16 protein-coding genes are annotated in these 15,503 nt (G+C 65.4%); all 16 read right to left on the reverse strand.

The genetic code is table 11. The features are described from left to right. Positions 1–16 precede the first annotated feature (16 nt). Positions 17–1,243 carry a beta-ketoacyl-ACP synthase gene (locus AD659_RS01530; RefSeq protein ID WP_053117714.1) on the reverse strand — a complete coding sequence of 409 codons (1,227 nt, stop codon included), beginning with the start codon at positions 1,241–1,243 and terminating at the stop codon, positions 17–19. After that, a complete protein-coding gene (gene fabG, locus AD659_RS01535; RefSeq protein WP_053117716.1) occupies positions 1,243–1,971 on the reverse strand; it encodes a 3-oxoacyl-ACP reductase FabG in 729 nt (242 codons plus the stop codon). Before fabG ends, AD659_RS01530 begins: the two co-directional genes overlap by 1 nt. Further along, on the reverse strand, positions 1,968–2,435 hold the full coding sequence (locus tag AD659_RS01540; protein ID WP_053117719.1) for a hotdog family protein: 468 nt from the start codon (positions 2,433–2,435) through the stop codon (positions 1,968–1,970). Before AD659_RS01540 ends, fabG begins: the two co-directional genes overlap by 4 nt. Further along, a complete protein-coding gene (locus AD659_RS01545; RefSeq protein WP_053117720.1) occupies positions 2,432–3,628 on the reverse strand; it encodes a beta-ketoacyl-[acyl-carrier-protein] synthase family protein in 1,197 nt (398 codons plus the stop codon). The genes AD659_RS01540 and AD659_RS01545 overlap by 4 nt, the downstream gene beginning before the upstream one ends. Positions 3,629–3,810: 182 nt before the next feature. Next, complete coding sequence (locus AD659_RS01550; protein ID WP_053117722.1) at positions 3,811–4,293, reverse strand: DUF3261 domain-containing protein; 483 nt, start codon at positions 4,291–4,293, stop codon at positions 3,811–3,813. Then, a complete protein-coding gene (locus AD659_RS01555; RefSeq protein WP_053117723.1) occupies positions 4,290–5,018 on the reverse strand; it encodes a class I SAM-dependent methyltransferase in 729 nt (242 codons plus the stop codon). Before AD659_RS01555 ends, AD659_RS01550 begins: the two co-directional genes overlap by 4 nt. Then, the gene (locus tag AD659_RS01560; RefSeq protein WP_053117726.1) at positions 5,015–6,274 is read right to left on the reverse strand and encodes an NAD(P)/FAD-dependent oxidoreductase; all 1,260 of its coding nucleotides are present in this window, start codon (positions 6,272–6,274) and stop codon (positions 5,015–5,017) included. Before AD659_RS01560 ends, AD659_RS01555 begins: the two co-directional genes overlap by 4 nt. A gap of 23 nt (positions 6,275–6,297) precedes the next feature. Continuing rightward, entirely contained in the window at positions 6,298–8,637 is a 2,340-nt protein-coding gene (locus AD659_RS01565) for an MMPL family transporter (RefSeq protein ID WP_053117729.1), read from the reverse strand. Continuing rightward, positions 8,621–9,214 (reverse strand): outer membrane lipoprotein carrier protein LolA, encoded by a 594-nt coding sequence (locus AD659_RS01570; protein WP_053117730.1) that lies wholly within the window; start codon positions 9,212–9,214, stop codon positions 8,621–8,623. Before AD659_RS01570 ends, AD659_RS01565 begins: the two co-directional genes overlap by 17 nt. After that, entirely contained in the window at positions 9,211–9,636 is a 426-nt protein-coding gene (locus tag AD659_RS01575; RefSeq protein WP_053117732.1) for an acyl-CoA thioesterase, read from the reverse strand. Before AD659_RS01575 ends, AD659_RS01570 begins: the two co-directional genes overlap by 4 nt. Continuing rightward, on the reverse strand, positions 9,629–11,173 hold the full coding sequence (locus tag AD659_RS01580; protein WP_053117734.1) for an HAL/PAL/TAL family ammonia-lyase: 1,545 nt from the start codon (positions 11,171–11,173) through the stop codon (positions 9,629–9,631). Before AD659_RS01580 ends, AD659_RS01575 begins: the two co-directional genes overlap by 8 nt. Then, positions 11,154–12,098, reverse strand: coding sequence for a lysophospholipid acyltransferase family protein (locus AD659_RS01585; protein ID WP_053117736.1), 945 nt, complete (start codon positions 12,096–12,098; stop codon positions 11,154–11,156). Before AD659_RS01585 ends, AD659_RS01580 begins: the two co-directional genes overlap by 20 nt. Continuing rightward, positions 12,095–12,829, reverse strand: a complete 735-nt coding sequence (locus AD659_RS01590) for a glycosyltransferase family 2 protein (RefSeq protein WP_053117738.1) — start codon at positions 12,827–12,829, stop codon at positions 12,095–12,097. The genes AD659_RS01585 and AD659_RS01590 overlap by 4 nt, the downstream gene beginning before the upstream one ends. Before the next feature lie 200 nt (positions 12,830–13,029). Beyond that, complete coding sequence (locus tag AD659_RS01595) at positions 13,030–14,709, reverse strand: ApeI family dehydratase (protein ID WP_053117740.1); 1,680 nt, start codon at positions 14,707–14,709, stop codon at positions 13,030–13,032. Continuing rightward, on the reverse strand, positions 14,706–15,251 hold the full coding sequence (locus tag AD659_RS01600) for a COG4648 family protein (protein WP_053117742.1): 546 nt from the start codon (positions 15,249–15,251) through the stop codon (positions 14,706–14,708). The genes AD659_RS01595 and AD659_RS01600 overlap by 4 nt, the downstream gene beginning before the upstream one ends. Continuing rightward, positions 15,248–15,502, reverse strand: coding sequence for an acyl carrier protein (locus AD659_RS01605; protein ID WP_053117743.1), 255 nt, complete (start codon positions 15,500–15,502; stop codon positions 15,248–15,250). Before AD659_RS01605 ends, AD659_RS01600 begins: the two co-directional genes overlap by 4 nt. Position 15,503: the final 1 nt, after the last annotated feature.

A 15,503-nucleotide genomic window follows, 5' to 3' on the forward strand; every position in this document is an offset into this window, starting at 1 on the left:
GGGTTTTGAATCCGATTCAGTGCCAGCGGCGGAAAATCAGCGAAGTATTGACCCCACCAAAAGCGAAGTTGTTATTCATCACGTATTCATGGCTCATCGACCTGAACTCGTTGCGCAGGTAATCGAGCTTGCCACATTGGGGATCCACCTCATCGAGGTTGAAGGTGTGCACGTAGAGGTCGCGGTTCATCATCTCGATGCTGAACCAGGACTCCAGCGCGCCGCAGGCACCCAGGGTGTGGCCGAGGAAACTCTTCTGCGAGCTGATGGGCATGTGCTCGCCGAACAGGCTGCTGGTGGCCAGGGTTTCGGCAATGTCGCCCTGTTCGGTGGCGGTGCCATGGCCGTTGACGTAGCCGATGGCCGAGGGTTCGAGGCCGGCATCTTCCAGCGCCAGTTCCATGGCTCGGCGCATGGTGACCAGTTCAGGGCGGGTCGCGTGCTGGCCGTCGGCGTTGCTGCCGAAGCCGACGATTTCGGCATGAATCTGCGCGCCACGGGCCAGGGCGTGTTCCAGTTCTTCCAGCACGAGCATGCCGGCGCCTTCGCCGATCACCAGGCCATCGCGACCCTTGTCGTAGGGGCGCGGGCTGGTTTGCGGCGCATCGTTTTTCAGGCTGGTGGCGTAGAGCGCATCGAAGACCATCGCTTCGGTCGGGCACAGTTCTTCCGCACCGCCGGCGAGCATCAACGGCAGGCGCCCGAACTTGATGGCCTCGTAGGCATAGCCGATGCCATGGCTGCCGCTGGTGCAGGCACTGGAGGTGGGGATCAGGCGTCCGGTCAGTCCGAAGAAGATGCTGATGTTGGCCGCTGTGGTGTGGGGCATCATCCGCACGTAGGAGTTGGCGTTCAGCCCTTCTGCCACGCTGTTGAGCAGCATGTTGCCGAACGCCTTGATCTCGTCGGTGCTGCCGGTGGATGAACCGCAGGACACGCCCATGCGCCCGTCCTTGATCGATTCGTCGCCCAGCAGGCCGGCGTCGGCCAGGGCCTGTTCCGCCGCGGCCACCGACAGGCGCGAGACCCGGCCCATGCTGCGCAGTTGCTTGCGCGTCCAGTGGGCCGGGACCTGGAAGTCGTCGATGGGCCCGGCCAGGCGCGTGTTCAGTTCGGTGAAACGGTCCCACTCGTCCATGCGCCGGATACCGCTGCGGTTGGCGGCGAAGTTGGCGGCGATGGTGTCCCAGTCGCTGCCCACGGAAGTGATGCCGGCCATGCCGGTGACGACGACGCGCTTCATCAGCACAAGCCTCCGTTGACGGCCAGGACCTGCCGGGTGATGTAGCCGGCTTCGGCGGACATCAGGAAGTTCACCGCGCCCGCCACTTCTTCCGGGGTGCCCATGCGCTGGGCGGGGATCATTTTCATCAGTTCTTCCACGGGTACGTTTTCATCGAGCATGGCGGTGTCGATCAACCCCGGCGCGACGCAATTGACGGTGATCTTGCGCTTGCCCAGCTCGATTGCCAACGCCTTGGCCGCGCCGATCAGCCCGGCCTTCGAGGCACTGTAGTTGACCTGGCCGCGATTGCCGATCAGCCCGGAAACCGAGGTGATGCAGACGATCCGTCCGGCGGCGCGGCGACGGATCATCGGCATCATCACCGGGTGCAGCACGTTGTAGAAACCATCGAGGTTGGTGCGCATCACCACATCCCAGTCGTCCTCGCTCAGGGCCGGGAAGGCGCCGTCGCGGGTCAGGCCGGCATTGAGCACTACGCCGTAATAGGCGCCATGGGTTTCGACGTCGGCTTCGAGAATGCCCTTGCAGGCGGCGCGGTCGGACACGTCGAATTGCAGCACCCGGGCGTTGCGGCCCAAGGCCTGGATGTGTGCCTGGACCGTTTCGGCCTCGGCGCGGCCGCTGCGACAGTGCAGCACGATGTCGTGCCCGGCCTGGGCCAGGCGCAGGGCGATGGCGCGGCCGATGCCACGGCTGGAGCCGGTGACCAGTACGGATTCAGTCATGACGGGTTTCCTGTTGCGGACGGTTCATGAAGATAATGGGCGGCCTGGGGCGGACGGAATACATTGAGTCGGGCCGTGGCATGGATGCCGGGGGCGTTGATGTGGCATTCGAACACGCCCATGCCGTTGTCGTCTTCCAGGGAGCGCACGCCATGGATGCTCAGCTCGGCGCCGACGGGAAAACAATCGACGTTGCACTCGAACTTGCGGGTGCCGAGCAAAAAACCCAGCTCCACAGCATCGCCGCGACGGCGCGCATGGCAACCGGCAAACGCCGCCACACTCTGGGCCATCAGCTCGATGCCGACCCAGGCCGGTAGCGCACCGTCGTCGCGGTTGAACAAGCCACTGGGCTTGACGGTGGCGTGGGTGTGGATCTGCTCGTCATCGAACGACACGATCCGGTCGATGAGGATCATGTCGCCGGCATGGGGCAGCAGTTCGGCGAGCGGCCAGTCAATCATGGGGCGTCTCCGATAATCAGGCTGACGTTGTTGCCGCCGAAGGCAAATGAATTGCTCATCAGGCGGCGCGGGGTGGCCGGGTTCAGGCGGGTGCTGGCGGTGACCCAGTCCAGCGTCGGCAGCGCCGGATCGGCCTGGCCGTCCCAGACATGCGGCGGCAGGGCCTGGGCGGTGTTTTCAGTGCTCAGGGCCAGCCAGCAGAACGCCGCCTCCAGCGCTCCGGCCGCGCCGAGGGTATGGCCGGTCATGGGCTTGGTGGACGAGCAAGGAACGCCTGCTGGAAACAGCCCGGCCACGGCCTGGCTTTCCATGGCGTCATTGTGTTGCGTGGCGGTGCCATGCAGGTTCAGGTAGTTGATCTGGCTGGCGTCGAGGCCGGCGCAGCGCAGGGCTTTTTCCATGGCCTGGCGCGCGCCGCGACCGCTGGGTTCAGGCGCGGAAATATGGTGGGCGTCGGAACTGGCGCCATCGCCGAGCAAGGCAATCGGTACACCCTCGCCTGGCGTCTTGCTCATGAGAAACAGCACCGCTGCTTCGCCGATGTTGATGCCGCTGCGGTTCACCGAGAACGGATTGCAGCGCTCGTTCGACACCGCCTCCAGTGCGGAAAAACCGTTGAGGGTCAATTTGCACAAGCTGTCCACGCCACCGCACAGCACGGCATCGCACAGGCCCAGGTCCAACAGGCGCCGGGCGCTCATCAAGGCGCGGGCGCTGGAGGTGCAGGCCGTGGAAATCACGTAGGACGGGCCACTGAGGCCGAGCCAGTCGGAAAGAAAGTTGGCCGGCGCGCTGAGCTCCTGTTGCTGGTAGTCATAGCCGTCAGGGAAGCGTTGCTCGCGCAGGTAATGGGCGATGCCCTGGCTGGCCTCATCGATACCCGATGTGCTGGTGCCCAGGACGATGCCGATGCGGGCGCGACCGTAGGCCTGGATGGCTTGGTCGATCTCGGCGCGGATTTGCAGCCCCGCCTCCAACAGCAGTTGATTGTTGCGGCTGCGTTGCGCTGCCAGGGCCGGGGGGATGGACGCGAGTTCACCGGGCACCGCGGCGACCGGCAAGGCCCGTTCGGCCACCCAGCCGTCCTCGATACGCACGCCCGAGCAGTCGCCGGCAAACAGGTTGCGCGCGACGGTGTGTTTGTCGCGACCCAGGGCGCAGATCACCCCGAGGGCATTCAAATAGGCGGTCATGGGCTAATGCCAGTCAGTTAAGAGAAATAAAGCCGAGCAATAATCCTGTGGCGAGGGAGCTTGCTCCCGCTGGGGCGCGAAGCGGCCCTGTTTTGGGGCTGCTGCGCAGCCCAGCGGGAGCAAGCTCCCTCGCCACGGTTTGTGTGTTTCCCCGTGGTGTTCACTTGGCTGATCGGCATGAGTCATGGGGCGTTCTCGGTCAACGGTGTGATGCGGTAGCGCAGGCCTTGGGGCAGGCTCATTTCAAAATCCAGCGGTTGTGTGTAGCGCACCTGCCAACGATTCTCGAGGCTCCGTTGCGAGGCCTGTTGTCGCGCCGCCGGGTAGTTGCCGGGCAGCTCGACCTCAGGCGTCAGGGCGAACAGCAGGGCGGCGAACAACTCCCGGGCCTCGGCATTGGGGGGCAGCAGACCGTCGGCCTGCCACTGGCCATCGACCAGGCGTTGGCGGGCCAGGGGAATGCCCAACGGGTCCATCATCGACCAACGGATGCCGGTGCCTTCGCGCTGGACCACCAGCAACCAGTCCTGACGCTGGCCGGCCATTGTCCGCTCGACGTGCAGTTGCATCGGCAGCGCCAGGGTTGGCGTGCGGGCGGGCAGTGGTGCCTGGCTGGCGCAGGCGCTGAGCAGCAACACACAGGCGATCAGCAGGCCGCGGATCATTCGGCAACCCCTTCGTGAGGCTTGCGCGCCACCACGTTGACCAGGGTTTCTTCACGCTCGCCAAAGGGCTTGGGCCGGCGCAGGCCCAAGCGCTCCAGCAGGCCGAAATCCTTGGCACGGCTCCACCACAGGTACGGGTAGGAGACGTTGCGGTCTTCGAATTGGAACCCTTGATCGCGGATCATCTGCAGGTACTGCGAGGCACTTTTCTGCACGTGCATGGGGTGGCGGAACAGCCAGCGGATCACCCAGGTATCGATGTAGGCTTCGGTGGATTCGGCGAACATCAGATAGCCGCCGGGTTTGAGTACGCGGTAGAACTCGGCCAGGGCTTTTTCCTGTTCCACCAGGTGATGGAACGTCTGGTGGCAGAACAGCAGGTCAACGCTGGCATCGGGCACCGCCAAAGTCGCGCAGTCACTGCCGATCAGTTCCACGGCCATGCTTTGGCGCGCGGCCTCCTCCCGGCTCAAGTCCAGGCTGTGAGGGTCGGCATCCACGCCGATCAGGCGTTGTGGCGCGAACGCCTGGCGCAGGTACTGGAAGGATTTGCCCTGGCCGCAGCCGGCGTCCAGCAGCACCGGGTTGGCCGGCAACGCGGTGCTGAACAGGCTGCGCAGGTCGTTGATCGCCACGCGCAACACGTGGTGCTGCCAGGTGTGACTGCGCAGGAACCAGAAGCCGAAGCGGGTTTCTTCGACGTAGTTGTCGCTCAGGTAGCTCATGGCTGCTGACTCGGCGCCGGGCTCGCGCAGATTTCCGAGAGCATGCGCAGGCGCCGCTTGGGTTCGCTGACGAACGGGTTGCGCTGATCCCAGGCGTAGCCGGCCAGGATCGAGCTGATCATGCGACGGATGTCGTCTGAACCTTCGGTGTAGAAAATCACGTCCTGGAACGTCCCGGCGTACCAGCCCTCGACATAGCAGCGGAAGGTGTCGACGCCGCGCTTGAGCGGCTCGGCGAACTCGCTTTGCCAATCGACGCGTTCACCTTGCAACTGACGGTGGAGCACATCGGCGGCCATGCTCGCCGAACGCATGGCTATGGTGACGCCAGAGGAGAACACCGGGTCGAGGAATTCCGCGGCGTTGCCCAACAGGGCAAAGCCAGGGCCGTGCAGGGTCTTGACGTTGGCCGAGTAGCCGCCGATGGTCCGCGTCGGGGTGTCCCACACCGCGTTCTGCAGCACGCCGGCCAGGCTTGGGGTCTCGTCGATGAAACCGCGCAGGCAGGCATCGAGGTCGTCGGTGCGACCGGCGAAATGTTCCGCCGCCGCGACCACGCCCACCGAGCAGCGCCCACCGCTGAACGGGATGGTCCAGAACCACACGTCGCGTTTGCTCGGGTGGGTGGTGATGAGGATCTTTTCCCGGTCGAACGCCGGGGCGTCGATGCGATCCTCGATATGGGTGAACACGGCCTGGCGCACGGGGAAGTTCGACGGCGCCTCGAGGTCCAGCAGGCGCGGCAGGACGCGGCCATAGCCGCTGGCATCGAGCACGAAGTCGGCTTCGACACGGTACTCGCTGCCGTCTTCGCGCTGCACGCCCAGGCATGGCTTGGCGAGGGTGAAATCGGCGCTGGCAATCGCTTGACCGTAGCGGATTTCCACGCCTTGCAGGGCGGCCTGGTCGGCCAGCAACTTGTCGAAGTCGGCGCGTTGCACCTGGAAGGTGGTGGGCTTGCCGTTGCTGAAGGTCTCGCCAAAATCGAAGGCGCTGTAGCGTTCGCCCCAGGCAAACGCAGCGCCGTTCTTGCGCTGGAACCCGGCGGCATTCACCGCATCGAGCATGCCGGCTTCTTCAACGAAGTCCAGGCAATGGGACAGCAGGCTCTCACCGATGGAGAACCGTGGGAAATGCTGGCGCTCGATGACCAGCACATCGTGGCCCTTGCGCTTGAGCAGGGCGGCGGCGATGGCGCCGGAGGGGCCGGCACCGATGATGACGACCTGGCGATGTTCCGTTTCAGTGGCAGGCATTGGGACTCCTTGAATGTCCTTGGTCATCGTTGGTCTTCTTGAGCAGGTATAGGGTGTTCCTGACGCCCGGCCCACGGCGCCAGCAGGAAACTGAAGGCCAGCCCCAGGCTCACCGCCAGGCCGAAGTTACTCACCGCCGGTGTGCTAGACAACGCCAGCAAGCCGAACGACAACCAGGTGGTGACCGCCGCCAGCAGGGTGCCGAGCAGGCTCACGGCGGCACCGCCGATCTGTTCGCGCATCAGGATCGCGTAGTCGACGCCGATGGCCGTCACCAGCAACAGGCCGAACAGGCTGAACAAGGTCAGTGGCTGCCCCAGCCAGCCGAGGCTGGCCAGGCTGCACAGCGCGGCCAGCAACGGCAGGGCGACGATGCGCAAGGCCGCGCCGACGCCGAACGGCCAGATCAGCAGCAGCACAATCAGCACGCAGGAGGCCAGTTTCAACTCGGCGGCGCTGACCTGCGTGGCGGCGAAGACCCGGTTCAGGTCGCCCAGGCGATCCACCAGTTGTACGCCCGGCAGATCCACCGCCTGCACCCGCAGCAATGCGGCATCGTTCAAGCCTTGCAGGCTGATCATGGCGGCCACGCCTTGCCCGGTGGGGCCGAGCCAGAGCGTCCGGTACGGCTCGGCCAGGGGGCCGGCCAGCGCGGCATCGATGTCGGTCACCGGCAAGGCCTGCAATTGCGCCAGCTCCGCTTGCAGCGCAGCGAGCGGCACGCCCAGGTCTAGCAGCGGTTGCCAGGAAGTCGGCAAGCGGGCCAGGGCCTCACGCACTTTCTGCTGTTCGGCGGGCGGGCTCACCAATTGGTTCAGGGACAGGTAGCCCTGGAGCTTGTCCAGGGCGATCAACTGGTCCAGGCGTTCGTTGAGGGCGGTCTGGCGCTCGAGCAGTTGGGGCTGATCGTCGGCGCGGATCAGGAAGAACTGGCTGGTGGGCTGGAAGCCGGTGATGCGCGCGATGTCGCGGGCTTCGTCGGTGAGGTGCTGGGGCGTGCCGATCCACTGGCGGATGTCGTTTTTCGTGGTCAGGTGCCAGAGACCGCCCGCGCAGAAGCCCAGCAGCAACACCAGCAGCAGCGGCGTGGGCACCCGCGCCAGCAGCGCCTGTCGGCATTGGAGCAGGCATTCGCACAGCCGCAGCGGCCATTGGGCCGGACGCAGGTCCACGCCCTTGAGCAGCGCCGGCAACAGGCACACCGCGGTCAAGTAGGCGCCGATCAGCCCGGCGGCGGAAAATATCGCGATCTGGGTCAGGGCCGGGAACGGTGTCCAGGCCAGGGCCAGGTAACCGATGCAAGTGGTCGCCAGGCTCAGGCTCAGCCCTGGCAGGGTCAGGCGCAAGGCCGGCCAGCTGCGCCATGGCTTGAGGCTCCAGCTCTTGGACAGGTAATGCAATGGGTAATCCACCGCGACGCCGATCAGGCTCGAACCCAGTACCAGGGTCATCACGTGCATGCGCCCGAACAAGGCCACGCACGCGACGGCGCCGAACAGCATGCCCACCAGCACCGGCACGAACGCCAGCCACACGCGCAGGCGCCGGAAGGCCAGCAACAGCAGCAGCAAGATGCCGATGGTCGCGCCACCGCCGACCCAGGTGATTTCCCGCGACGCCTGTTGCTGGCCGCTGGCGGCGTACAGCAGGCCGCTGGCCGCCAGCAGTTGCCCTTGGGCCTGGCCCGCCTGGTCGCGGCTGCGTTGCAGCAGCTCGGCCACTTGCAGCGGCAGGTTCATGTCGAAGGCGTTGCCCTGGGCGCGGGCCCGCAGCATCACCCAGCTTTTACCGTCGGCATCGGCGACCAACGCACCGCTGCCGATGTCGAATTTTATCGCGCCGCGTTGCGGCTGGCTGTTCTGGATGCGCCCGGTCAGCCCCAGCCAGTCATCTTGGTTCGGCACCAGGCTGAAGCCACTGAATGGATCGAACAGGGCCTGCACCCGCTGTTGGATGAACGCCTGGGGCTGCTCGATCAATTGCTCCCGGTCCTCCGCCGAGAGCATCGCCAGGCGCCCGTTGAGCAGTTGCGTACGCAGCGCCGGCACGTCGGCTTGCAACGTCCACTGCACCTTGTCGAACAGACCGCTGGCCTGCCATTGCTCGCCCAGGGTTTGCGCCAGGGCGATGGCTTGCTGGCGATCGGCATGACCGACCAGCACCAGCACCTCGCGGTTGAGCGGCTCCTGCATGCGCTGCTCGGCGATCAGCTCCAGGGCGTCGGGCGAGGAGCCCGGCACCAGCTCCATGAGGTTGGCCGACAGCGGTGCGCCGTTGCGCCATTGCCAGCCAGCGAGGGCGAGCACCGCCAACAGCAGGATCAGGAACAGCCGGGGCAGCATCCGTTCACTCGGCAAAATCATGTTGCTCCGCTTCGCTCAAAGGTTGCGCGGGGGTAGCGTCCAGCATGCGCAGCACGGTGCTGTCGCCCTGGGTTTCCAGCAGTTCGATACGCTGCACCAGTTCGCCGCCGTCAATGTTGATCTGGTTGAAGACTTGCTTGAGCAGCACCGAGCGCGGGGTCAAGGTGAGTTTCCACTGCTGCGGCTCGCCCGACAGGCTCAGCTCGAAATCCCGTTGCAGGCCACTGCTGTCGCCCTGCAATACCGCCAGGAACAGCCGGTTCTGCTCGGCGCCGGCGCTCTTGTTCGGCAGCATCTGCCAGGTGTTGCCGTCCCGCCGGGCAATGCCCTGGGCGGTGATGCGGTAGTCCTGTTGCAGTGGGGTTTGCAGCAGCCACAGCAGGCCATGGTTTTTCGCCAGCACGAAGCGACCCTTGCTGGTGAGGGGCTGGGGCAGGGCGCGCAGGTGTTTTTCCTGGATGAACTGCCCGTGGATCACCTCTGGGCGGGCCAGTTGGTCGCTCAGTTGTTGCAAGTCGAACGCCTGGGCCAGGGGCGCCAGGCAGCACAGCAACAGCCAGACTGACAGGCGTCTCATGACAGTTTCCTTTCGACGGCATCGACAAACACCCGGGGCGAGGCCAGCAGCATCTCGCGGCTGGCCATGTCCACCGCCACTTGCACCGAACTGGCGCGGGTCAGGCGTTCGCCGGTGGCGGCATCGCTGATCAGGTAATTGATCTTCAGCCGGTTTTCCCACTCCACCAGGCTGGCACGTACGGTCAGGGCCTGGCCGAACACGGCGCTGCGCACGTAGCGCAGTTGCAGGTCGATGACCGGCCACGCATGGCCGGATTCGAGCATGTCGTTGTAGTTGTGGCCGATCAGGTCGAGCAACGCACAGCGGGCCACTTCCAGGTATTTGACGTAGTGGCCGTGCCAGACCACGTTCATGGAATCGACGTCGAAAAACGGCACCACGATCTGGGTGTCGACGTGCAGAACGCCTTGGCTACGCATGCAGCCTCCAGTGTTGTTCAGCGATGCGTTGCAGGCACAGGCGCAGTTCGCCTTCCAGGGCGCGGTCTTCGATGACGGGCGGGAAATCCTCGGCCAGTTGCTCGTGCATGGCAGCCAGGGCCGGCGGCAGTGGACGTGCGTCTTCGGCGCGGCTGCGCAGCCAGACACCCTGGTTGGCGGCCAGCAAGGTGGCGGCGGCCACTTGTTCGGTCAGTTCCAGCACGCGGATCGCGTCCCGGGCGGCGATGGTGCCCATGCTCACCTTGTCCTGGTTGTGGCACTCGGTGGAACGCGAGAACACACTGGCCGGCATGGTGTTTTTCAGGGCTTCGGCGGTCCAGGCGCTGGTGCCGATCTGCACGGCCTTGAAACCATGGTTGAGCATCGCCCGTTCGGCACTGGCGCCGGACAAGTTGCTGGGTAGGCCATGGTTGTAGCGCTCGTCCACCAGCAGCGCGAGCTGGCGATCCAACAGGTCGGCGACGTTGGCCACCAGGTTCTTCAGGCTGTCCATGGCGAAGGCGATATGCCCGCCGTAGAAGTGCCCGCCGTGGAGCACGCGTTCGGCTTCGGCGTCGATGATCGGGTTGTCGTTGGCGCTGTTGAGTTCGGTTTCGATGAACGAACGCAGCCAGCCCAGGCTGTCGGCCAATACCCCGAGTACATGGGGCGCGCAGCGCAGGGAGTAGCGATCTTGCAGGCGATGCAGCGGCGCGGTCGGCGCGTCGATCGCCAGGTCCTTGCGCAGCCACGCGGCGACTCGCATCTGCCCCGGGTGTGGCTTGGCGGCGAACAGGCGCTCGTCGAAGTGTTCCGGGTTGCCTTGCAGAGCGACGACGTTCAGCGCGGTGATGCGGGTCGCCAGTTGCAGCAGGTAGTCGGCACGGGCGAAGGCCAGGCAGGCCAGGCCGGTCATCACGGCGGTGCCGTTCATCAGCGCCAGGGCTTCCTTGGGCCGCAGCACCAGCGGCGTCCAGCCCAGTTCGCGGTGCACGTCGGCGGCCAGGCGCCGCTCGCCACGGAACCGCACTTCCCGCTCGCCGGACAACGTGGCGGCGACGTAGGACAGCGGCGTCAGGTCGCCGCTGGCGCCCACCGAACCTTCTTCCGGAATCAGCGGCAGGATGTCATGTTCGAGAAAGGCCTGGAGGCGCTCCAGCAGTTCCACTCGCACTCCCGACACGCCGTGGCACAGCGACTGCAAACGCGCCGCCAGCACCGCGCGGGTGGCCTGGGCGTCGAGCAGCTTGCCCAGGCCGCAACCGTGGAACGTATACAGGTGACGCGGCAGGGCCTCGACGTGGTGCAGCGGCACAGCGACCACGCAGGAGTCGCCGTAACCGGTGGTCACGCCGTAGATCACGCCTTCCTTGTCCAGCAGGGAATCGAGGAATTGCGCACCCTTGGCAATGCGTTGGCGAAACGCCGGGTCATCCTGCAACTGCGTCGGTGCCTGACGGTTGGCAAGGGCCAACACGTCTTCAATGCGCAAGGGGCGTTCGCCGAAGGTTACAGGCTCAAGAGTGGGCATCGTCATCGGTCTTCCAGAAAGGGTAAAAGTTGAACCACTGTTGCGGGCCCTGGAGGCAGTACTGCGCCAGGCGCTCGGCGTAGCGGGCGGCCCAGTGGGCGATCACTTGCTCGCGCTCATTGCGTTTCCACGCCACGGCATCGGCGAAGGGTTCGAGGGTGACGCGATAGCGGCCCTCATGCTTGAGGCACATCAGCAGGTTGACCGGGCATTTGAGCAGGCCGGCCAGCAGCCACGGACCTTGCGGGAATGCCGCCGGGTGGCCCATGAAATCCACGGTCACGCTGCGCCCGCCGTGCAGCGGTACGCGGTCGCCAGCAATCGCCAGCCACTCGCCGCGCTCCAGGCGCTCGCTCAGTTGCAACATGATCACCGGGTCGAGCTCGCTGACCTGGATCAGCCGCAAGTGCGTGGCACCGGCTTCACCCAGCAAACGGTTGAACTGCTCGGCGTGCTTGGTGTGCACCAGCACGTTCATGGTGACTTTTTCGCCCAGCTCGGCCAGGGCCCGGCACATCTCCAGGTTACCCAGGTGAGCGCCCACCAGCATTTGCCCGCGGGCATCGCGCAGGTGATTGCGCAGCAGCGCCGGGTCGACGATTTCGATCTGGTCGATGCTCAACTTGCCGTTCCAGACGTCGAGCTTGTCCAGCAGCGAATCGGCGAAGGCCATGAACTGCCCGAACACCCGCCAGCGGGTCGGGCGCAGTTCGGGACGTGCGCTCCAATCGGCCAGACGCTGCTGGTATTGCCAGGCCGCGTGCCGGGCGCTACGGCCGAAAATGAAGAAGTACAGGACGATGCCGTACAGCACCGGGGTCAATAAACGCCGACCGAGCACCTTGGCGGCGAGCGCGGTGAGTTTCATCAGCCAGTAACTGCCGCGCTCCTGACGGTCGGCCCAATGTTGCTTGTCTGCCTGAAGGCTCATGTCCGCCACCGTCGCCAGAGAATCAGGGGGAAGCGCACGAGCATGCCGAAGAACAACCGGGTGTGCATGCTGGAAATGAGCACGTTGTCGTGGAACAGGCGAAAGTGCGAGACCCCATCCCGGGGGTAATGGACCCGGGTGTGCAGCCAGTGCATCGGCTGATTGCGCCAGGCCAGGCGCACCAGGATGTCCGAATCGAAATCCATGCGCTTGCCGATATTGGCCGAGTCGATCAGTGCCAGCACCGGTGGCAGCGGATAGACCCGAAAGCCGCACATCGAGTCGCGGATTTGCAGAGACAGGCTGTTGATCCAGACCATGACGTGGGTCAGGTAGCGCGCGTACAGGCGCCCTTTCGGCACGCTGGCGTCGTAGTGCGGATACCCGCAAATCACCGCGTCCGGGTGGGCCCGGGATTGCTCGATGAAGGTCTTCACGTCGCCCAGATCGTGCTGCCCGTCGGCGTCCACCTGCAAGGCATGGCTGAAACCCAGGCGCGAGGCTTCGCGCAGGCCGGCCATCACTGCACCGCCCTTGCCTTGGTTGACGGCCAGCCTGACCAGATGCACCTGCTCGCCTTTGGCCAGCCGTTCCAGTACCGCGGCACACGCCGGGCTGCTGGCATCATCCACCAGCACGCAGGGCAGGCCGTTGGCGAGCAGCGCCTGGACCACCGCCGAGATGGCGGTTTCGTGGTTGTAGACGGGGATGACGGCGCAGGGGTTATGCATGCGGCATGTCTCGGTGGCTAAGGAGCATTCTGTGGCGAGGGAGCTTGCTCCCGCTGTAGGAGCTGCCGGAGGCTGCGATCTTTTGATCTTTCGCTTTGGACTCAATTGATAGGGACAAGATCGCAGCCTCGTTGCACTCGACAGCTCCTACGCCGCCCAGCGGGAGCAAGCTCCCTTTCCACAGTGATTTGTGCAGGTGCCTAGGCATTGTTTTCCCCCAACACAATCCGCCCACTGGAGCACGCCGCCGTGGCATTGCGGTAGGCAAAGTACAGCTTGCCGCGCTCGCGGTCGAAGCGCAGGTGCAGTTGGATTTCATCGCCGGGGCGAACCAGTTGCTGGAATTTCAGCACCTCCATGCCGACGAACCGGGGCGGCAGGTCCAGCAGTTGCCGGCCCAGGCTCAAGGCCCAGTCGACCTGCACCACGCCTGGCAAGACCGGCGCGGTGGGGAAGTGGCCACTGAAGTAGGCCAGGTCTGGCGGCACGACCAGTTGCAGACTCCACTCACCGTCGGTTTCGACTTGTTCCAACACCTCGGGGGCTTTGGGGCGTGGCGCCAGCAGCAGTGCCTCGACCTCGGCCTGGGGCAGCTTGCCCTGGGCGTTGAGCGGCAACTGCCGCAGCCAGCGCCAGCGTCGTGGCAGGGCGAGGGTTTCGCAATGCGCGCTCAGGTGCCGGCGCAGGCCTTCGGTCATGGCGCGTCGTCCCTGGTTGCGCAACGCGTGCAGGCCAGCGTCGCTCAGCACCACCAGTGCGCCGAGGGAGGCGCGATTCTCCTGCACCACGCCCAACCGTGCTTCGCTGACCCAATCGTGGGCCACCAACGCTTGTTCCAGCATCGGCAGCGAGATGCGTTTTTCTTCGAGCTTGACGATACGGTCCAGTCGCCCGAGCAGCTCGAAGCGTCCATCGTCGGCGATCCGCGCCGCGTCGGCGGTGTGTTCCACATGCCCGGCCGGCAGATAGGGCGAAGCGATCAGCAAGGCGCCGTCGCTGTCCTGGCTCAGCTCGACGCCGGCAAACGGTTGCCACAATCCGTGACCCTGGCGCCAGGCGATGCCGCCGGTTTCCGAACTGCCGAAAATTTCCGTCGGCCATTGCCCCAGGCGTTGCTGCAAGCGGTGCGCAGCCTCGGAGGGCAAGGCGCCGCCAGAGGAGAACACCCGGCGTACGCTGCTCAGGGCCGGCCAGTCGAGGTTGTCGCCCATGCGCTTGAGCAATGCCGGGCTGGCGACCCAGGCGAACGCGGGTTGTTCGCGGCTGGCGCGTTGCAGGTCTTCGGGGAACGCCAATTGCCGGCGCACGAACGGACGCCCGGCGCACAGCGGCCACAGCACCCGGAACAGCAGCCCGTAGATGTGCTGGGCGGCCACGCTGCCGATCATGCAGGCCGGGCCGAGGTCGGCGCCCCACCGGTCTTCCAGGGCCTGGACCTCGTTGCTCAACTGCCGCAGGGTTTTCTCGATGCGCTTGGGTTCGCCGCTGGAGCCGGAGGTGCACAGGCTCAGCCAGCAGTGATCGAGGTCCAGTTCGGCGGCGTCCATCGGCGCGTGTTGTACGTCGTCGGGATGGGTGTCGCCGGGCTGGTCGGTCAGCCACAGGTCCACGTCCGCCGCCCAGCGCTGGCGTGTCTGCGCCTGCAGGTCGGCGGGCAGCAGGACCCGCACCCCGGCGCGCCAGGCGCCGAGCAGGGCGATGGCCAGGTCGGCGGCATCGTCCAGGTGCACCGCCACCTGCCGTACGCCCCGGGCTTGCAGGCCGGCCGCCAGGCACAACGCCGCGTCGCGCAGTTGCGAATGATCCAGCGCCGGGTCGACCGCGACGGTGCGTTCCGGCTGAGCCCTGAGCAACATCTGCTCAAGTGTTATCCAATTCATGGGCGGCCTCTTACCCGTTGTCGTATGAGCCATTCAATGGCAAACAGCAGCCCCATCAATCCGTAGGAAATCAGGCCGGTGTACAACATCCACCAGCTCAGCGGCGCCCAGAGAGTCAGGGCGGCGGCGAGCAAACCGTTACACAGGAAAAACACACTCCAGGCCACTGTGACCTGGCGGGTATACACCACGGCCTTGGCCGGCAGTTGCGGTTCGCGCAGGCGGGCCAGGCGTTCGATCATCGGCGGGCCGTATTTCAGGCTCAGGACGAACAGCCCGAGCATGAACCCACTGATCAGCACCGGGTACCAGCGCAGCAGGAGCGGGCTGTCGAACAGCGCAAGCAATACACAAAATCCGATCGCGGTAACGGCCATCCAGCGGCTGCCGGCGCCGCCCTTGCCCAGTACCGCCCGGGCCAGCCACAGGCTACCCAGCAGCAACCCGAACTGCCACGGGGCGAAATGCTCCATGCCGAAATACACCGCAAAGGGGTACAGCAGGCCCGCCAGCAGCAGGCCCAGGCCAATCAGCCGGGTCATGCGGCCGGTTGGACCAGTCGATAGACCGCCTCGACCACGTCATTGACGGTGCGCACCGACTTGAATTCTTCAGCGGCGATCTTCTTGCCGGTCTGACGCTTGATGTGGTCGATCAGATCGACCGCATCGATGCTGTCGATTTCCAGGTCCTGGTACAGGTTCGATTCCAGTGTCACGCGTGAAGGGTCCAGCTCGAAAAGCTCGACCAAGGCATCACGCAGGGTGTTGAAGATGTCGTCGCGAGTTTGCATG

The sequence above is a fragment of the Pseudomonas thivervalensis genome (assembly GCF_001269655.1).
Lineage (GTDB): Bacteria > Pseudomonadota > Gammaproteobacteria > Pseudomonadales > Pseudomonadaceae > Aquipseudomonas > Aquipseudomonas thivervalensis.

Bases quoted from the DNA above. Each gene is read 5' to 3' on its own strand.
- AD659_RS01540 (WP_053117719.1), bottom strand. From the start codon at position 2,435: ATGATTGACTGGCCGCTCGCCGAACTGCTGCCCCATGCCGGCGACATG.
- AD659_RS01555 (WP_053117723.1), bottom strand. From the start codon at position 5,018: ATGAGCTACCTGAGCGACAACTACGTCGAAGAAACCCGCTTCGGCTTC.
- AD659_RS01545 (WP_053117720.1), bottom strand. From the start codon at position 3,628: ATGACCGCCTATTTGAATGCCCTCGGGGTGATCTGCGCCCTGGGTCGC.
- AD659_RS01565 (WP_053117729.1), bottom strand. From the start codon at position 8,637: ATGATTTTGCCGAGTGAACGGATGCTGCCCCGGCTGTTCCTGATCCTG.
- AD659_RS01560 (WP_053117726.1), bottom strand. From the start codon at position 6,274: ATGCCTGCCACTGAAACGGAACATCGCCAGGTCGTCATCATCGGTGCC.
- AD659_RS01550 (WP_053117722.1), bottom strand. From the start codon at position 4,293: ATGATCCGCGGCCTGCTGATCGCCTGTGTGTTGCTGCTCAGCGCCTGC.
- AD659_RS01605 (WP_053117743.1), bottom strand. From the start codon at position 15,502: ATGCAAACTCGCGACGACATCTTCAACACCCTGCGTGATGCCTTGGTC.
- AD659_RS01575 (WP_053117732.1), bottom strand. From the start codon at position 9,636: ATGCGTAGCCAAGGCGTTCTGCACGTCGACACCCAGATCGTGGTGCCG.
- fabG (WP_053117716.1), bottom strand. From the start codon at position 1,971: ATGACTGAATCCGTACTGGTCACCGGCTCCAGCCGTGGCATCGGCCGC.
- AD659_RS01570 (WP_053117730.1), bottom strand. From the start codon at position 9,214: ATGAGACGCCTGTCAGTCTGGCTGTTGCTGTGCTGCCTGGCGCCCCTG.
- AD659_RS01585 (WP_053117736.1), bottom strand. From the start codon at position 12,098: ATGAGCCTTCAGGCAGACAAGCAACATTGGGCCGACCGTCAGGAGCGC.
- AD659_RS01595 (WP_053117740.1), bottom strand. From the start codon at position 14,709: ATGAATTGGATAACACTTGAGCAGATGTTGCTCAGGGCTCAGCCGGAA.
- AD659_RS01580 (WP_053117734.1), bottom strand. From the start codon at position 11,173: ATGACGATGCCCACTCTTGAGCCTGTAACCTTCGGCGAACGCCCCTTG.
- AD659_RS01600 (WP_053117742.1), bottom strand. From the start codon at position 15,251: ATGACCCGGCTGATTGGCCTGGGCCTGCTGCTGGCGGGCCTGCTGTAC.
- AD659_RS01530 (WP_053117714.1), bottom strand. From the start codon at position 1,243: ATGAAGCGCGTCGTCGTCACCGGCATGGCCGGCATCACTTCCGTGGGC.
- AD659_RS01590 (WP_053117738.1), bottom strand. From the start codon at position 12,829: ATGCATAACCCCTGCGCCGTCATCCCCGTCTACAACCACGAAACCGCC.